Annotated in this window: 16 protein-coding genes; 5 read left to right on the top strand and 11 right to left on the bottom strand. The window is 54.8% G+C overall.

What is annotated here, in order from left to right; translation table 11 throughout:
• Window positions 1-32 precede the first annotated feature (32 nt).
• Entirely contained in the window at window positions 33-1871 is a 1839-nt protein-coding gene (locus tag MY052_RS03265) for a DUF2264 domain-containing protein (protein ID WP_248538198.1), read from the bottom strand.
• Between the two features lie 152 nt (window positions 1872-2023).
• Between MY052_RS03265 and MY052_RS03260 the strand changes: the two genes are divergently transcribed.
• Window positions 2024-2881, top strand: coding sequence for an AraC family transcriptional regulator (locus tag MY052_RS03260; protein ID WP_035896935.1), 858 nt, complete (start codon window positions 2024-2026; stop codon window positions 2879-2881).
• Here the strand turns inward: MY052_RS03260 and MY052_RS03255 are convergent.
• The 8 genes from MY052_RS03255 to nudF all read right to left on the bottom strand — a co-directional run bounded on the left by MY052_RS03255 (window position 2878) and on the right by nudF (window position 10523).
• The gene (locus MY052_RS03255) at window positions 2878-4167 is read right to left on the bottom strand and encodes a TRAP transporter large permease (RefSeq protein ID WP_248538197.1); all 1290 of its coding nucleotides are present in this window, start codon (window positions 4165-4167) and stop codon (window positions 2878-2880) included. The two genes, MY052_RS03260 and MY052_RS03255, sit on opposite strands and share 4 nt — an antisense overlap.
• 12 nt (window positions 4168-4179) lie before the next feature.
• Window positions 4180-4728, bottom strand: a complete 549-nt coding sequence (locus MY052_RS03250) for a TRAP transporter small permease (RefSeq protein WP_248538196.1) — start codon at window positions 4726-4728, stop codon at window positions 4180-4182.
• A gap of 57 nt (window positions 4729-4785) precedes the next feature.
• Window positions 4786-5763, bottom strand: coding sequence for a TRAP transporter substrate-binding protein (locus MY052_RS03245; RefSeq protein ID WP_202217165.1), 978 nt, complete (start codon window positions 5761-5763; stop codon window positions 4786-4788).
• A 287-nt stretch (window positions 5764-6050) separates the two neighbouring features.
• Window positions 6051-7946 (bottom strand): DNA topoisomerase IV subunit B, encoded by a 1896-nt coding sequence (gene parE / locus MY052_RS03240; RefSeq protein ID WP_035893717.1) that lies wholly within the window; start codon window positions 7944-7946, stop codon window positions 6051-6053.
• A gap of 27 nt (window positions 7947-7973) precedes the next feature.
• Window positions 7974-8549 carry an esterase YqiA gene (gene yqiA, locus MY052_RS03235; protein WP_035893716.1) on the bottom strand — a complete coding sequence of 192 codons (576 nt, stop codon included), beginning with the start codon at window positions 8547-8549 and terminating at the stop codon, window positions 7974-7976.
• Window positions 8549-9376 carry a 3',5'-cyclic-AMP phosphodiesterase gene (gene cpdA / locus MY052_RS03230; RefSeq protein ID WP_248538195.1) on the bottom strand — a complete coding sequence of 276 codons (828 nt, stop codon included), beginning with the start codon at window positions 9374-9376 and terminating at the stop codon, window positions 8549-8551. The genes yqiA and cpdA overlap by 1 nt, the downstream gene beginning before the upstream one ends.
• Before the next feature lie 92 nt (window positions 9377-9468).
• On the bottom strand, window positions 9469-9894 hold the full coding sequence (locus MY052_RS03225; RefSeq protein ID WP_035893712.1) for a DUF1249 family protein: 426 nt from the start codon (window positions 9892-9894) through the stop codon (window positions 9469-9471).
• Window positions 9891-10523, bottom strand: coding sequence for an ADP-ribose diphosphatase (gene nudF / locus MY052_RS03220; protein ID WP_035893711.1), 633 nt, complete (start codon window positions 10521-10523; stop codon window positions 9891-9893). Before nudF ends, MY052_RS03225 begins: the two co-directional genes overlap by 4 nt.
• 210 nt (window positions 10524-10733) lie before the next feature.
• Between nudF and tolC the strand changes: the two genes are divergently transcribed.
• The 3 genes from tolC (at window position 10734) to MY052_RS03205 (ending at window position 14185) form a co-directional block, all read left to right on the top strand.
• Window positions 10734-12158 (top strand): outer membrane channel protein TolC, encoded by a 1425-nt coding sequence (tolC, locus tag MY052_RS03215; RefSeq protein ID WP_035893723.1) that lies wholly within the window; start codon window positions 10734-10736, stop codon window positions 12156-12158.
• A 180-nt stretch (window positions 12159-12338) separates the two neighbouring features.
• Entirely contained in the window at window positions 12339-13019 is a 681-nt protein-coding gene (locus tag MY052_RS03210; RefSeq protein ID WP_035893710.1) for a DUF1190 family protein, read from the top strand.
• Between the two features lie 5 nt (window positions 13020-13024).
• Complete coding sequence (locus MY052_RS03205; RefSeq protein WP_035893708.1) at window positions 13025-14185, top strand: glutathionylspermidine synthase family protein; 1161 nt, start codon at window positions 13025-13027, stop codon at window positions 14183-14185.
• Between the two features lie 3 nt (window positions 14186-14188).
• Here the strand turns inward: MY052_RS03205 and ygiD are convergent, their stop codons facing one another.
• Window positions 14189-14977 carry a 4,5-DOPA-extradiol-dioxygenase gene (gene ygiD, locus MY052_RS03200; RefSeq protein WP_248538194.1) on the bottom strand — a complete coding sequence of 263 codons (789 nt, stop codon included), beginning with the start codon at window positions 14975-14977 and terminating at the stop codon, window positions 14189-14191.
• 195 nt (window positions 14978-15172) lie between these two features.
• On the opposite strand from ygiD, the gene zupT reads away from it, so the two are divergent.
• Window positions 15173-15946 carry a zinc transporter ZupT gene (zupT, locus tag MY052_RS03195; protein ID WP_202217162.1) on the top strand — a complete coding sequence of 258 codons (774 nt, stop codon included), beginning with the start codon at window positions 15173-15175 and terminating at the stop codon, window positions 15944-15946.
• Between the two features lie 64 nt (window positions 15947-16010).
• On the opposite strand, the gene ribB is transcribed toward zupT, so the two are convergent.
• Window positions 16011-16664, bottom strand: coding sequence for a 3,4-dihydroxy-2-butanone-4-phosphate synthase (gene ribB, locus MY052_RS03190; protein ID WP_035893704.1), 654 nt, complete (start codon window positions 16662-16664; stop codon window positions 16011-16013).
• Between the last annotated feature and the right edge of the window lie 240 nt (window positions 16665-16904).

The raw sequence follows: 16904 nt of genomic DNA, 5'->3' as shown, positions 1-16904 counted from the left end.
AGGTATTCCGGTTTATTGTTTTATCCGGGTATTTAAAAATTCAGCGTTGTTATTTTTCCACTGACTTTATCCGTCACGTTCAGCGTATTATTTTCAATATGCAGCGTTGGCAATGCTGGCAACAGCATATTGTGGTTACCGCTTGCCACCACGGCGCAGCATAGCCAGTGTTCACCGGGTGCTATCTCACCCGTTAACGTTGGGATCGCCGCGCATTCAGCAAACATCACGCTGCTGTTCGGCGGGGTAATGACGCTATCGGCAACGCGAACGGGTTGAGGCGAGAGATCCACCACCGCACTCACGCCGTTGGCCGCGTTCACCAGGCTCTGATGCACGGTTAGCTCCGCCTCGGCTTTCATCACCGCAAACCCCCCTTCTACCGTCTGTAGGCGACGCGCCGTATTCACGCGGTGAACGCGAACGTGCCAATCGCCGCATGGGATAAGCCAGGTATCCACCTGCACGTCGTGCCACGGCAGCCAGCGTGAGTAAATCGCGCCATCCAGCATCTCAACGCTCTCGCATTCGCGGCGACCGCGCCAGTAGTTGTCGTTATCCGACAGCAGCAGCATCGAGTCACAGGCCGCGTGCTTAATGCCGTAACGTCCCCGCTCGATGGTGAAGCCAAAGCGCGTGGAGTAGGCAAATTTGGTGTACTTGGCCTCGGTGTTGACGTAGTTGTTCAGCTCGAGCTGACCGGAAGTGAGCATCACCACATGCTGCGAGTTGTCGCTGTGCTGCAAAATTTGCTGGGCGGGTACAATCGCATGCACCGGTGCCAGACTCGGCAGCGGCAGCTCTTTCGCCTGCCAGAAAGCGTGGGTTTCCGGCAGCGCCATGATCAGGAATACCTTCAGCGCCCAGTACGGCGAGCCCGGCGAGTTGTAGTCCTCGCACATCGCCAGATTCGGGTAGGCAAAGCCCAGCGTCAGGATGCCATCGCGGTCAAAAATCGGCTGTTCAAGCCACCAGCGCAGGTGACGCAAGATAATGCCTTTCACCACGCCCGGTGGGAACACGTCGAGCCCGGCGAAGGCCACGCCGCTCCAGAAAGCGACCATCGCAAAGCGGTAGGTCAGGCTGCGGCCAAACGGTACAGATGCTCCGTCGGCAGCGGAAAGATAGATAAAATCTTTGGCAAACAGGCAGGCGCGTTCACGCAGCGTCGCGGCGCGCGCTGGGTCATCCTCCGCGTTCAGCGTGGCATAAATCAGGCCGTAAAAGTGGAACGCCATCGAGATGTAGTAATCCTTCGGACGCCCCGGACCATCGGAGTACCAGCCACCGCCCAGATAGTAGGCTTCCATCATCGTAAAGCGGCGGTCGATAGCGGCCTGGTCATACGGCAGTCCGGCACGTTTAAAGCCCAACTGCACGATAATCGCGAAGTAGTTCCAGTTGCTGTCCGGCATCTGGGCATCGGTGATTTGGTTCAACCAACGGTGCAGGTTTTCAAGCTCGGTGGCGCTAAAGTGGCGGGTCAGCTTGTCCTGCAACAGCGCCAGACCGAGTCCGTAGGCCGCCATCTCAACCAGACGCTGGTCGTACGGCCCGGTTTCGCCCCAGTAGGACGGGCTTTGCGGGTCGGTACCTAATTTAATCGCCGTGAGGTACTTATCGCTAAACGGCAGCGTTTCGCCCCCCGCCAGCAGCGGGAACAGGCCCCAAAGCGCTCTCGATAAGCCCTCCATTTCCGCGATATCCGTGCTGTAGTGCGCGCAGGTTTTCCCCAGCGAGAACTGTGCAACGTTGGCGGGAAACTGTTTATCGAGAGCGCTCAGCATCGCCGTTAGCGTATCCGCTACGTCCTGTCGTGATGACAATATTTTTGATATTTCCGCCACTGTCCTGACCCCTAATTTAACCATCCTCGAAAGTGGCTAAAGCATAGAGAATCGGGGTAGCGTAGAAATGTTAACCCGGTCACAACTGATACTATTCAATGAACCGCCGCTTGATAAAATTTAAAACAGTGGTTTAGTAGTAAGATTAACCCGGCAAAAATTTAAATTTATTGCACATGACTTCGTCCTGGAACGCCGAACATCTGGAGCTGATCACGCTAAATGACGCGGTGGCGTCGTTTAGTCGCCTTTTTGCCAATACCGTACGCTATCAGCACTGGCATCAGTGTCTGGAAATTCTCTATGTCGAAGAAGGGTTTGGCGTGGTGATCGTCGATAATCGCCAGTACACCATGCGCCCCGGCAGGCTCTTTTTCTTCCCGCCGTTCACGCTGCATAAAATCATGGTCGATGAGAAAGCGCAGGATAGTTACCGGCGGACGATTATCCATGTCGATCAGCACGCCATCGCAACGCTGCTGCGCCACTTTCCGGAGAATCATCGCCGCCTACAGGCGCTTTCGGCTCGCGGCCGCCCGGCATTCGTGGCGGATTTGGCCGACCAGCACGCGCACATTGATCACCTGTTCAGCCTGTATGCCTCTATGTCCCACGCCTCCGGGCTCAGCACCGAACAAATCACCTGCATGCTGATGACGCTGTTCAATATGCTGCCGCCTGCGCAAGAAAAAATGCCGGAATCCGCGCGCGGTATCGCCAGTTCCGTCATGTTCTGGATTGAGGAAAACTATCGACAGAAGTTCAGCCTCGATGCGCTGGCGCAGGAGTTGGGGAAATCACGTAGCTATCTGTCGCGCCGCTTTCACGCTGAGACGGGCGAGAATATTCACGATTATCTCAACACCATCCGGCTGCGGCGAGCCTGCGAGCTGCTGCTGCACAGCGCGCTGCCGGTAAGTGAGATTGCGGGTCAAGTGGGCTTTTCTGAGGTGACCTACTTTATTAGCTCATTTAAAAAGGGGATCGGTGAGACCCCCTTACAGTATCGAAAAAATCACGTCGCCCGGGCCTAGTGGAAACGTCCCGGCAGCCACAGAGAAATCATCGGAATATAGGTGATGGCAACCAGCACCAGGAACAGTACGCAGTAGAACGGGATCATCGCCTTCACTACCGTTTCAATTTTCTGCCCGCTCACGGCGCTCGCCACAAACAGCACAGAGCCAACCGGCGGCGTGATGAGGCCAATCCCTAGGTTCATCATCATGATGATGCCGAAGTGCACCGGGTCGATTCCCAGCGCGACCACCACCGGCAGCAGAATCGGCGTCAGGATCAGAATTAACGGCGCCATATCCATCAGACAGCCTAACAGCAGTAACATAATGTTGATAATCAACAGGATGACGTACTTATTGTCCGACAGTGACTGCAGCGCGGCGGAAATCTCCTGCGGCAGCCCCACCAGCGTCATCACCGAGCCAAAAGCGGCGGCGAAGGCAATCAGCACCATCACCATAGTGACGGTTTTGATAGTGCGGTGAATCAGCTTCGGGAAATCCTTAAGCTTATATTCGCGATAAACAAAGAAGGTCACGAACATGGCCCAGATACACGCAATAGCGCCAGACTCCGTTGGCGTAAAGAAACCGGAGAGAATGCCGCCGGAGATGATCACAATAGTCACCAGCCCCCAGATGGCATCCGAGGCTATCTTTATCTTGCGCTTCAGTTCGACGCGTTCTTCTTTCGGGTAGTTATTTTTACGTGCGGCAATCAGACACATGACGATAAGCGTCACGCACAGCACCAGCGTCGGGATGATCCCGGCAAGGAACATCGCCGGAATGGTCACCGCCGCGGTGTTCGCCACGATAGCAAACAGCACCGAGTTATGACTCGGCGGCACGAGGATCGCCTGCACCGAGGCGCTGGCGGTCAGCACCGCGCCGAATGAGCGCGGGTAACCTTTACGCTCCATTTCCGGGATCAATACCGATCCGATCGAGGCGGTATCCGCCACCGATGACCCGGAGATGGCGCCAAACAGCGTCGAAGCGAGAATATTCACCAGCGACAAGCCACCGCGTATCCAGCCCACAAATAAGCCGGCAAAGTCCACCAGCCGCCGCGCCATACCGCCTTCCGCCATTATCGCCCCGGCAAAAACGAAGAACGGAATCGTCAGCAGGTTAACGTTATCGGTACTGTGGAAAATGGTGATGATAAGCCCGTCGAGGGAGAAATCAGCGAAGGCAGTGACCACAACCGCGGTCAAGCCAACGGCGTAGGCAACCGGCATACCAATCGCCATTAACGTCACGAAGGTGACGACAAAAATAATCAGCGTTAAGTCCATTATTCTCGCTCCTTAGTGGCCGACTTTCGGCGAGCCAAACTGCACCAGCTCACGATGCGTTTGCGGGCCGCACAGCAGTTTTTCAACCACGAACAGCAGCGTAAAGAACGAGCCCAGCGGAATTGGCAGATGGGTTATCCCGGAGGTTAAAAACGGCAAAGACGGCACCACATCTTCCCAGGCATCCATACAACCGATGATCCCCCAGCGGATGATAAACAGACAGGTCGCGAGCATCGCCAGATCGACAAACACCGCCAGCCCTTTTTTCATCAATGGGTTGATATGATCGACCAGCATGGTGATCGCGATATGACTCCCGGCCCGATAGGCCGCCGCGGCCCCCACGAAGGAGAAAGTGATCATACAGATCTGAGATAAAGGCTCCGGCCAACTGGTTGATGCGTGTGGCAGAAAGCTCATCCACTCGGGAAAGTCAGGACGGAAGCGGGCATAGATCCCCACCAGATAAATAAACGTCATAAATAACAGGCTGATCCCTGACAGCCAGATACAGAGCCGATATACAGCATCCATCGCCAGGACATAGTAATTTTTCATTGTTATCCCCAGATTAAAACGGGCAGACCAACCCACGCTGGCCCGCCGCTAAGTGGATTATTTGGTGTCCTGAATTTGCTGCATTAAGTCGCTGAACTGCTTGCCGTATTTCTCGCGAACCGGTGCAGTGGCATCAACAAATGGCTTTTTGTCTACCGGAAGGAATTTGACGCCCTGGCTTTGCAGACGCTGTTTGGATTTCTCCACGTACTCCGCCCACAGCACACGCTCTTCCGCCTGGGCTTCTTTTGCCAGCTTCATGATCAGTGCCTGATCGTCCGCCGAGAGTTTGCTCCATTTACGCTTCGAGAAAGCAAGGACTTCCGGGATCATAAAGTGTTCGGTGAGATCGAAATATTTGGTCCCGGCCACCACGTAGTTTTCGGTATCAAAGGTCGGTTCGTTGTTTTCCGCAGCGTCAATCACCCCGGTTTGCAGGCTGGCAAAGACATCGCCGACCGGCAGGACGATCGGGTTCGCGCCCAGCGCTTTAAAGGTATCGAGGCCGATTGGGTTGTTTTGCAGACGGATCTTCACCCCTTTCAGATCGTCGAGGCTGGTGATCGGCTTTTTGGTGATCAGGCTGCGCGAGCCCGCGTCCATCCAGCCAAGGAAGACCAGGCCAAGGTTGCTGTCGGAGATCTCTTTGGCCAGCGTGTTGCCAATATCGCCATCCAGCACTTTGTGCTGATGATCGGTATCGCGGAACACAAACGGCATGTTGAAGACGCTCACCTGAGGAAGGATGCCACCGACCGGGGCCATGGAAACGCGCAGAATATCGATAGCGCCCGCACGGGTTTTCTCGAGCGTAGTGCTCTCGTCACCCATCTGACCACTTGGGAACATACGGATGGACAGCCGCCCATCGGTTTGTTGGCTGAGTTTTTCACCCATGTGAATCACCGCCGCCGTAGTCGGATAATCAGCCGGGTGTACATCCGAGGCGATGAACACCGTTTTTGCCATCGCCGCCGCAGACCCCATCAGTAACGAGAAAGATAAAACGCTTACTGCTAGTTTTGTTCTTAACATAGACGATTCTCTTTTGATTAAAGATAAAATTCACCATGCAAATCAATAGCCAGCACAGATTGACGTCCATGTTCAGAAGTATGTTTTATATCCAGCGAAAGAATATGGTAGAAGTCATACAACTAAACTGTGACCTGTCATACCAAATTTTAAAATGGCATTTCAAATAGCGTAGAAATTAGAATTGAATCGATTAATTAAGGGGTGGTTCAGGCAATAAAAAAGGAGACGCAAGCGTCTCCTTTTTTATTGTAGGCCGGGTAAGCGAAGCGCCACCCGGCAATTTATCAGGCTTCCAGCTCCGCCATGTCGCCTTTTTCCTGCAGCCAGTTACGACGGTCTTCCGAACGCTTCTTGGCCAGCAGCATGTCCATGGTGGCATCGGTCTGCTGCTCATCTTCATCAGTAATGTACAGCTGTACCAGACGGCGGGTATTCGGATCAAGCGTGGTTTCGCGCAGCTGCATCGGGTTCATTTCACCCAGACCTTTAAAGCGCTGTACGTTCGGCTTGCCTTTCTTGCGCTTAAGCTGCTCCAGCACGCCCGCTTTTTCCTCTTCGGTCAGGGCGTAATACACCTCTTTGCCCAGATCGATACGGTACAGCGGCGGCAGCGCCACGTAGACGTGACCTTCTTTCACCAGCGCACGGAAGTGCTTCACAAACAGCGCGCACAGCAGCGTCGCGATGTGCAGACCATCGGAGTCCGCATCCGCGAGGATACAGATCTTGCCGTAGCGCAGCTGGCTGAGATCCGAACTGTCCGGATCGATACCGATCGCCACGGAAATATCGTGCACCTCCTGCGAGGCCAGCACTTCATCAGAAGAGACTTCCCAGGTGTTGAGGATCTTACCTTTGAGCGGCATGATCGCCTGATATTCACGATCGCGCGCCTGTTTGGCAGAACCGCCTGCGGAGTCACCTTCGACGAGGAACAGTTCGGTGCGAGCGAGATCCTGCGCGGTACAATCGGCCAGTTTACCCGGCAGCGCCGGGCCGCTGGTGAGCTTTTTACGCACCACTTTTTTCGCCGCGCGCAGACGACGCTGGGCGCTAGAGATAGCCATTTCGGCCAGCAGTTCAGCGGCCTGGACGTTCTGGTTCAGCCACAGGCTGAAGGCATCTTTCACCACGCCGGAGACAAACGCCGCGCACTGACGGGAAGAGAGACGCTCTTTCGTCTGCCCAGCGAACTGTGGATCCTGCATTTTCACCGACAGCACGTAGGCGCAGCGGTCCCAGATATCTTCCGCCGACAGCTTCACGCCGCGCGGCAGAATGTTGCGGTATTCGCAGAACTCGCGCATTGCGTCGAGCAGGCCCTGACGCAGACCGTTAACGTGCGTCCCGCCCTGCATGGTCGGGATCAGGTTGACGTAGCTTTCGGTCAGCAGTTCGCCGCCTTCCGGCAGCCACAGCAACGCCCAGTCTACCGCTTCAGTATCGCCGGAGAAGTTACCAACAAACGGTTTTTCCGGCAGCAGCGGCAGGCCATTCACGGCTTCGCAGAGATAGTCGTTCAGACCGTCGGCATAGCACCAGGTCTGTTCGGTGTCGTTTACTTTGTCTTTAAAGACGATTTCAACGCCAGGGCAGAGTACCGCTTTCGCTTTCAGCAGGTGGCTTAAGCGGGAAACGGAAAAACGCGGGCTGTCGAAGAAGCTTTCGTCCGGCCAGAAGTGGACGCTGGTCCCGGTATTGCGTTTGCCGCAGGTGCCGGTCACGTGCAGGTCTTCAACCTTGTCGCCGTTTTCAAAGGCAATGGTGTAGATCTGACCATCGCGGCGTACGTTCACCTCAACGCGCTTTGACAGGGCGTTAACCACCGAGATCCCCACGCCGTGCAGGCCGCCGGAGAACTGGTAGTTTTTGTTGGAGAACTTACCGCCCGCGTGCAGACGGCAGAGGATCAGCTCAACGGCGGGCACGCCCTCTTCCGGGTGGATATCGACGGGCATACCGCGGCCGTCGTCAATCACTTCCAGTGATTGATCGGCATGAAGAATAACCTCAACACGCTTTGCGTGCCCGGCAAGCGCTTCATCCACACTGTTATCAATCACTTCCTGACCAAGGTGGTTAGGACGTGTGGTATCTGTGTACATCCCCGGGCGGCGGCGAACCGGCTCAAGCCCGGTGAGTACCTCAATGGCATCAGCGTTATAAGAAGATTGCGTCATGATCTATTCGTAGGTAGTTGGCGTTGCTTAATGCAACCCCAGGAAATCGATAATCTGTGTGAAGTGATCTTCAAAGCCGGTAAATGCGTGATTACCGCCCTCCTCTACCGTTTGTCGGCAGGAGGCGAAATAGTCCACGGCCTGGCGGTAATCAAGCACTTCGTCGCCGGTCTGCTGAAGCAACCAGATAAGATCCGGCGCCTCCAGTGGGTCAATTTGCATGACTTTGAGATCGTAAATATGGCGTGACTCTAGCACATATTGCTGCCCGGTGTAGGGATTCTCGTTCGGCCCGAGGAAATTCACCAGCAGCTCGAACGGGCGTATCGCCGGGTTCACGACCACGGCTGGCAGCATGTAGCATTGGGACAGCCAGGTGGCGTAATAACCGCCCAGTGATGACCCCACAATGCCCAGCGGCTCCCCGCCATATTCCAGCACCAACGCTTCAAGCATCTCCGCAGCTTCCGCCGGGTAAGCCGGTAGCTGGGGAATAACCATGTTCACGTCGGGATAGTGCTCCGCCAGCCACTGCTTAAGCGCAGTAGCCTTGGCAGACCATGGAGAACTGTTGAATCCGTGCAGATAAAGAAGCGTCGCCATCAATAGCCTTCAGATGCGGTATCAGGATGGAATTCGCACCCGGCAAGACGGCAAACTTCGGTGGTTAATGAACCATCGGCATGCAGCTCCAGCCAGCGCCATCCAGGGGAAACGGTATCCAGCGTGAAGTTGGCGCAGTGCGGCTTAAACTGCACGCAGGTCGATGGCGTCGCCATGATACGACGGCCATTCCAGTCAACGTCGAGCTCCTGATGGATGTGTCCACAAAGCAGGTTTTTCACGCGCGGATAGCGTATCAGCACGTTATCCAGCGAAGCGGCGTTACGCAGGCTGTGCTGATCGAGCCAGCTGCAACCCGCCGGCAGCGGATGGTGGTGCAGCAATAGCAGCGTGTGTCGTTCCGGTGCTTCAGCGAGTCGTTTCTCGAGCCACTCGAGTTGGAAATCGCTTAGTTCGCCGTGAGGCACACCAAAGACCTGACTATCCAGTAGTAGGATCTGCCAGTGCTCGCCTACCATTACGCGCTTGGCCGGGGAGATCCCCGCGTCCTGAAGCGTGCTGTACATGGATGGCTGGAAGTCATGATTACCCGGCAACCAAACGCAGGGCGCAGAAAAGCTCGCGATGCCATCAGCAAAGTGCTGATAGGCCGCGGATGAGTGATCCTGTGCTAAATCGCCCGTCGCAACCACCAGGTCTGCGTCGCGCGCCGAGGCATGAATCGCCTGCAAAACAGCGTGATAGCTTTCCCAGGTGTTCACGCCTAACAGCGTTTCATCTTTCTTAGCAAACAGGTGAGTATCAGTAATTTGCAGTACCCTGACACTGGCCCCACCAGCCAGAGGAAGGTTTAAAAGGCTTTCCAAATGGTGTCCTTAGGTTTCACGATGCAAACATACACATCATCCTTTCATGCTGCGTCATCGCTGGCAGCGCCTCAGAGACAACCTGAAAGGTGCTATGTACAAACCGGAATCGCCATCGCTCCATGTGCTAAACAGTATCTTAGCCAATCAGCTAAAAACTGATTAATTTGATGCTTTTCGTCGCGTTGATGCAACTTTTTATTTGGATAATCATATCGCGCTTTGAAGCGAAAGATCTGCTGACTTGAACACACTTCAGCCACCATCGCATCGTGATACAGCCGTACGCTCATCGATGGCAGGCTCCAGTAGCTCACCGCCGGGTACGTCTGTTCAATTGTGACCAACGTAGTGTAGCGAGTTGATTCCGTTATCGTTAACCGATATTGCGCATTGGCCACCTGATAGTTCACCATTTCGCCGGCTTCATCAACGCGCGGCAGTAATCGACGTAATTGTGCGAAGTTGGTTTCGCACAGGCGCATCATTTCAGGGAAGTCAGGTGTATAACGCTTCATTTGATCCACTCTTTTCGTAAGTCCTGATAATGCAGCTGTAGCCATTGCAAAGCGATGACAGACGCTGCGTTGTCAATTTTTCCCTCTTCAACACATTGATAAGCGTACTCCCGGCTTACCACATGAACCCGGATATCTTCGTGTTCATCCGCCAGGCCATGAATACCTTTGGCCGTTGTTGCATCCACTTCACCGACCATAATGGTCAGGCGCTCGCTGGTGCCGCCAGGGCTTGCCAGATAACTCAGACACTCTTTAACCCGACCGAGTTCAAGACCAGCTTCTTCTTTTGATTCGCGGCGAGCCACGTCTTCTACGCTCTCGCCCTCTTCAATCATGCCGGCAACCATTTCCAGCAAATAGGGTGTCTCACTGGTGTCGTAAGCCGCAATGCGAACTTGCTCAATCAGCACTACTTCATCACGCACTGGGTCAAAGGGTAGCAAGACTGCAGCGTGACCGCGCTCAAAAATTTCGCGTCGAACTTCGCCGCTCATCTCACCGTTAAATAAACGATGGCGAAAACGGTACACATCTATTGAAAAAAAACCGCGATATACTGTTTCTCGTGCAATAATTTCTACATCGTTTTTCGAGAGGGTAACCACCGGGTTACATGATTTTGTCATGGCCTTGCCTATGCTGTAATTGTGGTGAAATCGTGGATTTAAAGTCCGTTTATCTTAGGTTCCACACTCTCTGTGGTAGATTGGTGCAAATTAACGCCAGATGGCACATTACGACAACTTTTTAACGTGGCAGACTCTGGTACAATCGGCGAATATTTTTTCTGTGAATTAGATCAGCGCTAAGCTTCACAACAAGGAATGCACATGCAAATGAAGAAATTGCTCCCCATCCTTATTGGTCTGAGCCTTACGGGTTTCAGTACAATGAGCCAGGCAGAGAACCTGTTACAGGTCTATCAGCAGGCACGTACCAGTAACCCAGATCTCCGTAAATCAGCAGCAGACCGCGATGCTGCATTCGAAAAGATCAACGAAGCGCGTAGCCCGCTGTTACCGCAGTTGGGTTTGGGTGCCGATTATACCTATACCAATGGCTTCCGCGACAGCAACGGCGTGAACTCCAACGTGACCAGCGGTTCACTGCAGTTAACGCAGTCGCTGTTCGATATGTCTAAATGGCGCGCTCTGACCCTGCAGGAAAAAGCAGCAGGCATTCAGGACGTCACCTACCAGACCGATCAGCAGACGTTGATCCTGAATACCGCCACCGCGTACTTTAACGTGCTGAGCGCGATTGACTCGCTCTCCTACACCGAAGCGCAGAAACAGGCGATTTACCGCCAGTTGGATCAAACCACTCAGCGCTTTAACGTTGGCCTCGTGGCGATTACCGACGTGCAGAACGCCCGTTCACAGTACGATACCGTACTGGCGAACGAAGTAACCGCGCGTAACAACCTCGACAACGCCGTTGAAGCGCTGCGTCAGGTCACCGGTAACTACTACCCAGAGCTGGCTTCTCTGAACGTCGACAGCTTTAAAACCGACAAGCCGCAGGGCGTTAACTCGCTGCTGAAAGAAGCGGAAAACCGCAACCTTTCGCTGCTTCAGGCTCGTCTGAACCAGGATCTGGCGCGTGAACAAATTCGCCAGGCGCAGGACGGCCACCTGCCGACGCTGGATTTAACCGCCTCTACCGGGGTGTCCAACACCTCTTACAGCGGTTCTAAAACCAACAGTTCACAGTACAACGACAACGATGCTGGCCAGAACAAAATTGGCCTGAGCTTCTCCCTGCCGCTGTACCAGGGCGGGATGGTTAACTCGCAGGTGAAACAGGCACAGTACAACTTCGTCGGCGCGAGCGAGCAGCTGGAAAGCGCGCACCGCTCCGTCGTACAGACCGTGCGTTCCTCCTTCAACAACATCAACGCCTCTATCAGCAGCATCAACGCCTATAAACAAGCCGTTGTCTCTGCACAGAGCTCTTTAGACGCGATGGAAGCGGGTTACTCCGTGGGTACGCGTACTATCGTTGACGTGTTGGATGCGACCACCACGCTGTATAACGCTAAGCAACAGCTCTCCAGCGCGCGTTATAACTACCTGATCAACCAGCTGAATATCAAAAATGCGCTGGGTACGCTCAACGAGCAGGATCTGCTTGCGCTGAACAATACGCTGGGTAAAAACGTTGCCACGTCTACCGACAGCGTTGCGCCGCAGAACCCGCAGCAGGACGCCTCGGCGGATGGCTACACCTCTCCGGCGACCAGCAAAGCGCGTCTGCGCTAAGGCTTCACGCCGTACCGAAAAGGGTCCGCTTTATGCGGGCCCTTTTTTTATTCTCTTGCGCTAACGTAAGGCAACGTAAAGATCCGCCGCTTTACGCCCTTCTTCGCTTCATTTTCAACCACTCATCCACTATCCTGAGCGTTATTGCAATACCACTCTACTGGGTCCAGGAAGAACACAATGAAACGGACGAACAATATTCAACACGCCGCCTTTCGTAAAAGCTGGGGCGCGCGTCACCTCACTCCGGTCGCATTAGCCGTTACCGCGGTATTCATGCTGGCGGGCTGTGAAAAAACTGACGAAACCGTCACGCTGTATCAAAACGCGGACGACTGCTCTGCGGCGAATCCGGGCAAAAGCGCCGAGTGTAAAACCACCTTCGATAACGCCCTGAAAGAAGCCGAACGTACCGCGCCGAAATACGCCAGCCGTGAAGACTGCGTCGCTGAATTTGGCGAAGGCCAATGTCAGCAGGCACCTGCACAGGCAGGCATGGCACCAGCCAGCGGTGAAAACCAGGCGCAGGCTCAAAGCAGCGGCAGCTTCTGGATGCCGCTGATGGCGGGCTACATGATGGGTCGTATGATGAGCGGTGGCATGGGTGGCTACCAGCAGCAGCCGGTCTTCACCTCGAAGAATCCATCCAGCCCGGCCTACGGTAAATACACCGATGCCAGCGGTAAAAACTACGGTGCAGCGCAGCCGGGCCGTTCGATGAACGTACCGAAAACCGCTATGGCGCCAAAACCGGCGACCACCAGCACCGTGACCCGTGGCGGCTTCGGTGAGTCCGTTGCCAAGCAGTCCACCATGCAGCGTAGCGCATCAGGCACCACCACCCGTTCAATGGGCGGCTAATTAACATGGAAAGAATCAGCATTACTGAACGCCCGGACTGGCGTGAAAAGGCGACGGAGTACGGCTTCAACTTTCACACCATGTACGGCGAGCCGTACTGGAGCGAAGAAGCCTACTACAAGCTGACGCTGGCGCAGGTTGAAAAACTGGAAGAAGTCACAGCCGAACTGCATCAGCTGTGCCTGAAAGTGGTTGAGCGCGTCATCGCCAGCGATGAGCTGATGGCGAAGTTCCGCATTCCGAAGCACACCTGGACTTTCGTGCGCCAATCATGGCAAACACAGCAGCCGTCGCTCTACTCGCGCCTCGATCTCGCGTGGGATGGCACCGGTGAACCGAAGCTGCTGGAAAATAACGCCGATACCCCAACCTCACTGTACGAAGCCGCGTTCTTCCAGTGGATCTGGCTTGAAGATCAGATCAACGCAGGCAACCTGCCAGAAGGCAGCGATCAGTTCAACAGCCTGCAGGAAAAGATCATCGAGCGCTTCAACGTGCTGCGCGAACAGCACGGTTTCCAGCTACTGCACCTGACCTGCTGTCAGGACACCGTAGAAGATCGCGGTACCGTGCAATACCTGCAAGACTGCGCCGCTGAAGCGGGCGTGGCGACCGAGTTCCTCTATATTGATGAGATCGGTCTGGGCGAGAAAGGCCAGTTTACCGATCTTCAGGATCAGGTTATCAGTAACCTGTTCAAGCTCTACCCGTGGGAATATATGCTGCGCGAGATGTTCTCCACCAAGCTCGAAGACGCTGGCGTGCGCTGGCTGGAACCGGCCTGGAAGAGCATTATCTCTAACAAAGCGCTGCTGCCGCTGCTGTGGGAAATGTTCCCGGATCACCCGAACCTGCTGCCGGCCTACTTTGCCGAAGACAATCATCCGGAGATGGACAAATTCGTGGTGAAGCCGATCTTCTCCCGCGAAGGCGCCAACATTTCGATCGTTGAGAACGGCAAAACCATCGAGCAGGTGGAAGGGCCTTACGGCGAAGAAGGAATGATTGTGCAACAGTTCCATCCGCTGCCGAAGTTTGGCGATAGCTATATGTTGATTGGCAGTTGGCTGATTAACGACGAACCGGCCGGGATTGGCATTCGTGAGGACAGAGCGCTGATCACGCAGGATCTGTCACGCTTCTATCCCCACATTTTCGTTGAATAATTGCTAGCCGATTAATACCGACAGCATACTCAGGGAGCCCATTTCGATACCGTCTACCGGGATCGTGATGGGCTCTTCGCCATCCCAGGCACCCAGCACATAAAGCAGCGGCAGGAAGTGATCCGCCGTTGGGTTCGACAGCGAACCGCCTTCGTGTGACAGATAGTTCACCAGCGGATGCTGTTCTACCGGCCCTTTCCAGTCCAGGTTTGCCTTCACATAATCGTTGAACGACGTCGCCCATGGATAAGGCGTTGAATCACCGTGCCATTTCGCCGTACGCAAGTTATGCACAACGTTGCCACTCGCCACCAGCATGATGCCTTCATCACGCAGGCTTGCCAGCTTACGACCCATTTCAAAGTGCCACGCCGCCGGTTTTGTGCTGTCGATACTCAGCTGTACCATCGGGATATCCGCATTCGGGTACATCTTAATCAGCACGCCCCAGGAGCCGTGGTCAAAGCCCCAGGCCTCTTTATCCAGCGCCACCGGAACAGGAGCCAGCAGCTCTACCAGCTTCTGCGCCAGCGCCGGGGAGCCCGGAGCCGGGTAATGGGTATCGTAAAGCGCCTGCGGAAAGCCGCCGAAATCGTGGATCGTTTTCGGGGTTTCCATCGCCGTCACGCCCGTGCCGCGGGTAAACCAGTGCGCAGACACCACCACGATCGCTTTTGGACGCGGTAAAGTTTCGCCCAGGTGCTGCCAGGTACGGGTATAGAGGTTATCATCCAGTACGTTCATCGGGCTACCGTGACCTAAAAACAGTGCTGGCATTCGGCTACGAGACATGATGTTATCCTTCCAGAGGGAATAATTGAATAACACCACATTAACCTGTTTTCAGTGAGGATAAACTCAGATAAGCGTGATGATGATCTTCAGAAAATTTGAATGTAAGGATGAAGTAAAGATTAACGTCGCCTCTCGCCAGCCGCGACGATTTTCAATATCATGAATGATAATCATTATCATAAGGAGTAAGCGATGTCGGTACCGCTGATTCTGACATTACTGGCAGGAGCTGCCACCTTTATCGGTGCAATTCTCGGGGTTATCGGGCAAAAACCGTCCAACCGGGTACTCGCCTTTTCACTCGGCTTTGCTGCCGGCATTATGCTGCTTATCTCCTTAATGGAGATGCTGCCCGCCGCGCTTGACGCGCCGGGGATGTCGCCAGTGCTGGGTTACGGAATGTTTGTCATTGGGCTGATTGGCTATTTCGCCCTCGATCGCGCCCTACCGCACGCGCATCCGCAGGATCTGATGCAGAAAAACACCCAGCCGCTGCCGCGCAATATTCGCCGCACCGCCATTTTGCTGACCCTTGGCATCAGCCTGCACAACTTCCCGGAAGGCATCGCGACCTTCGTCACTGCCAGCAACAATCTCGAGCTAGGCTTTGGTATCGCACTCGCCGTAGCACTGCACAATATTCCTGAAGGGCTGGCGGTCGCCGGGCCGGTCTATGCCGCAACGGGTTCAAAGCGTAAAGCCGTTTTCTGGGCGGGGATTTCCGGTATGGCGGAAATACTGGGCGGCGTGCTGGCGTGGGCGATTCTCGGCAGCATGGTGTCACCGGTGCTGATGGCCTCGATTATGGCGGCGGTCGCCGGGATTATGGTCGCCCTTTCCGTGGATGAACTCATGCCGCTGGCCAAAGAAATAGACCCTAACAATAACCCAAGCTACGGCGTCCTGTGCGGAATGTCGGTGATGGGAATGAGCCTGGTGATTCTGCAATCGATGGGCATTGGCTGACGACAGACAATAAAAAAGCCCGGTGCGTATCGCAAACCGGGCTTTATCACGTAGGCCGCTAAAATCAGCTGGCTTTACGCTCGTGCTCACGACGGTATGCCACCAGGTCTTCAATGGTGACCAGCGCCATATTGTGTTCTTTCGCAAACTTGATGCATTCTGGCGCACGCGCCATGGTGCCGTCGTCGTTGGTCAGTTCACACAGTACGCCAGCCGGTTTAAAACCTGCCAGAGAAACCAAGTCGATCGTCGCTTCCGTGTGACCACCACGGGTCAGCACGCCACCCGGCTGCGCGCGCAGTGGGAAAACGTGGCCAGGACGGTTCAGGTCGGAAGGTTTCGCGTTGTCGGCAATTGCCGCGCGAACGGTAGTCAGACGGTCAGCGGCGGAAACGCCGGTGGTCACGCCGTGAGCCGCTTCGATAGTGACGGTAAAGCCGGTGCCGTAAGCGCTGGTGTTGTTTTCTACCATCATCGGCAGATCCAACTGTTTACGACGTTCGTCGGTGAGACACAGACAAACGATGCCGCTACCGTGACGGATAGTCAGCGCCATTTGTTCAACGGTCATGTTTTCGGCGGCAAAGATCATGTCGCCTTCGTTCTCGCGATCTTCGTCGTCCAGCACCATCGCACCGCGACCTTCGCGCAGAGCAATCAGCGCGTTTTCAACGCGTTCGAACGGAGTACCAAAAGAGGAAAGTAGCGTCTGATTCATGGTAAAAAAACCTCATTAATATTATGGTTACCAGAATCAGGGCAGTCTTAGGAGTGCCGATAAACGGCAAATGGATAACGCGAGCGGGCTCTTGACCCAACTGAATCGTTACTCTCTCCCATCCGGACTCTAACCGTCGGCCCCGGAATTACACCGGATCTGCTGACCTTCCCATGTTCATAGGAAGCGCTCGCGGGCTTTCAGCCAATCCTTCGAATTTCACGCTGCCGCTGCGTTGGC

Origin of the sequence: Kluyvera ascorbata (genome assembly GCF_023195735.1) — a bacterium.
Taxonomy (GTDB): domain Bacteria; phylum Pseudomonadota; class Gammaproteobacteria; order Enterobacterales; family Enterobacteriaceae; genus Kluyvera; species Kluyvera ascorbata.
Note: the sequence above shows the minus strand (reverse complement) of the source record. Positions and strands in the feature narration are given on the sequence as shown.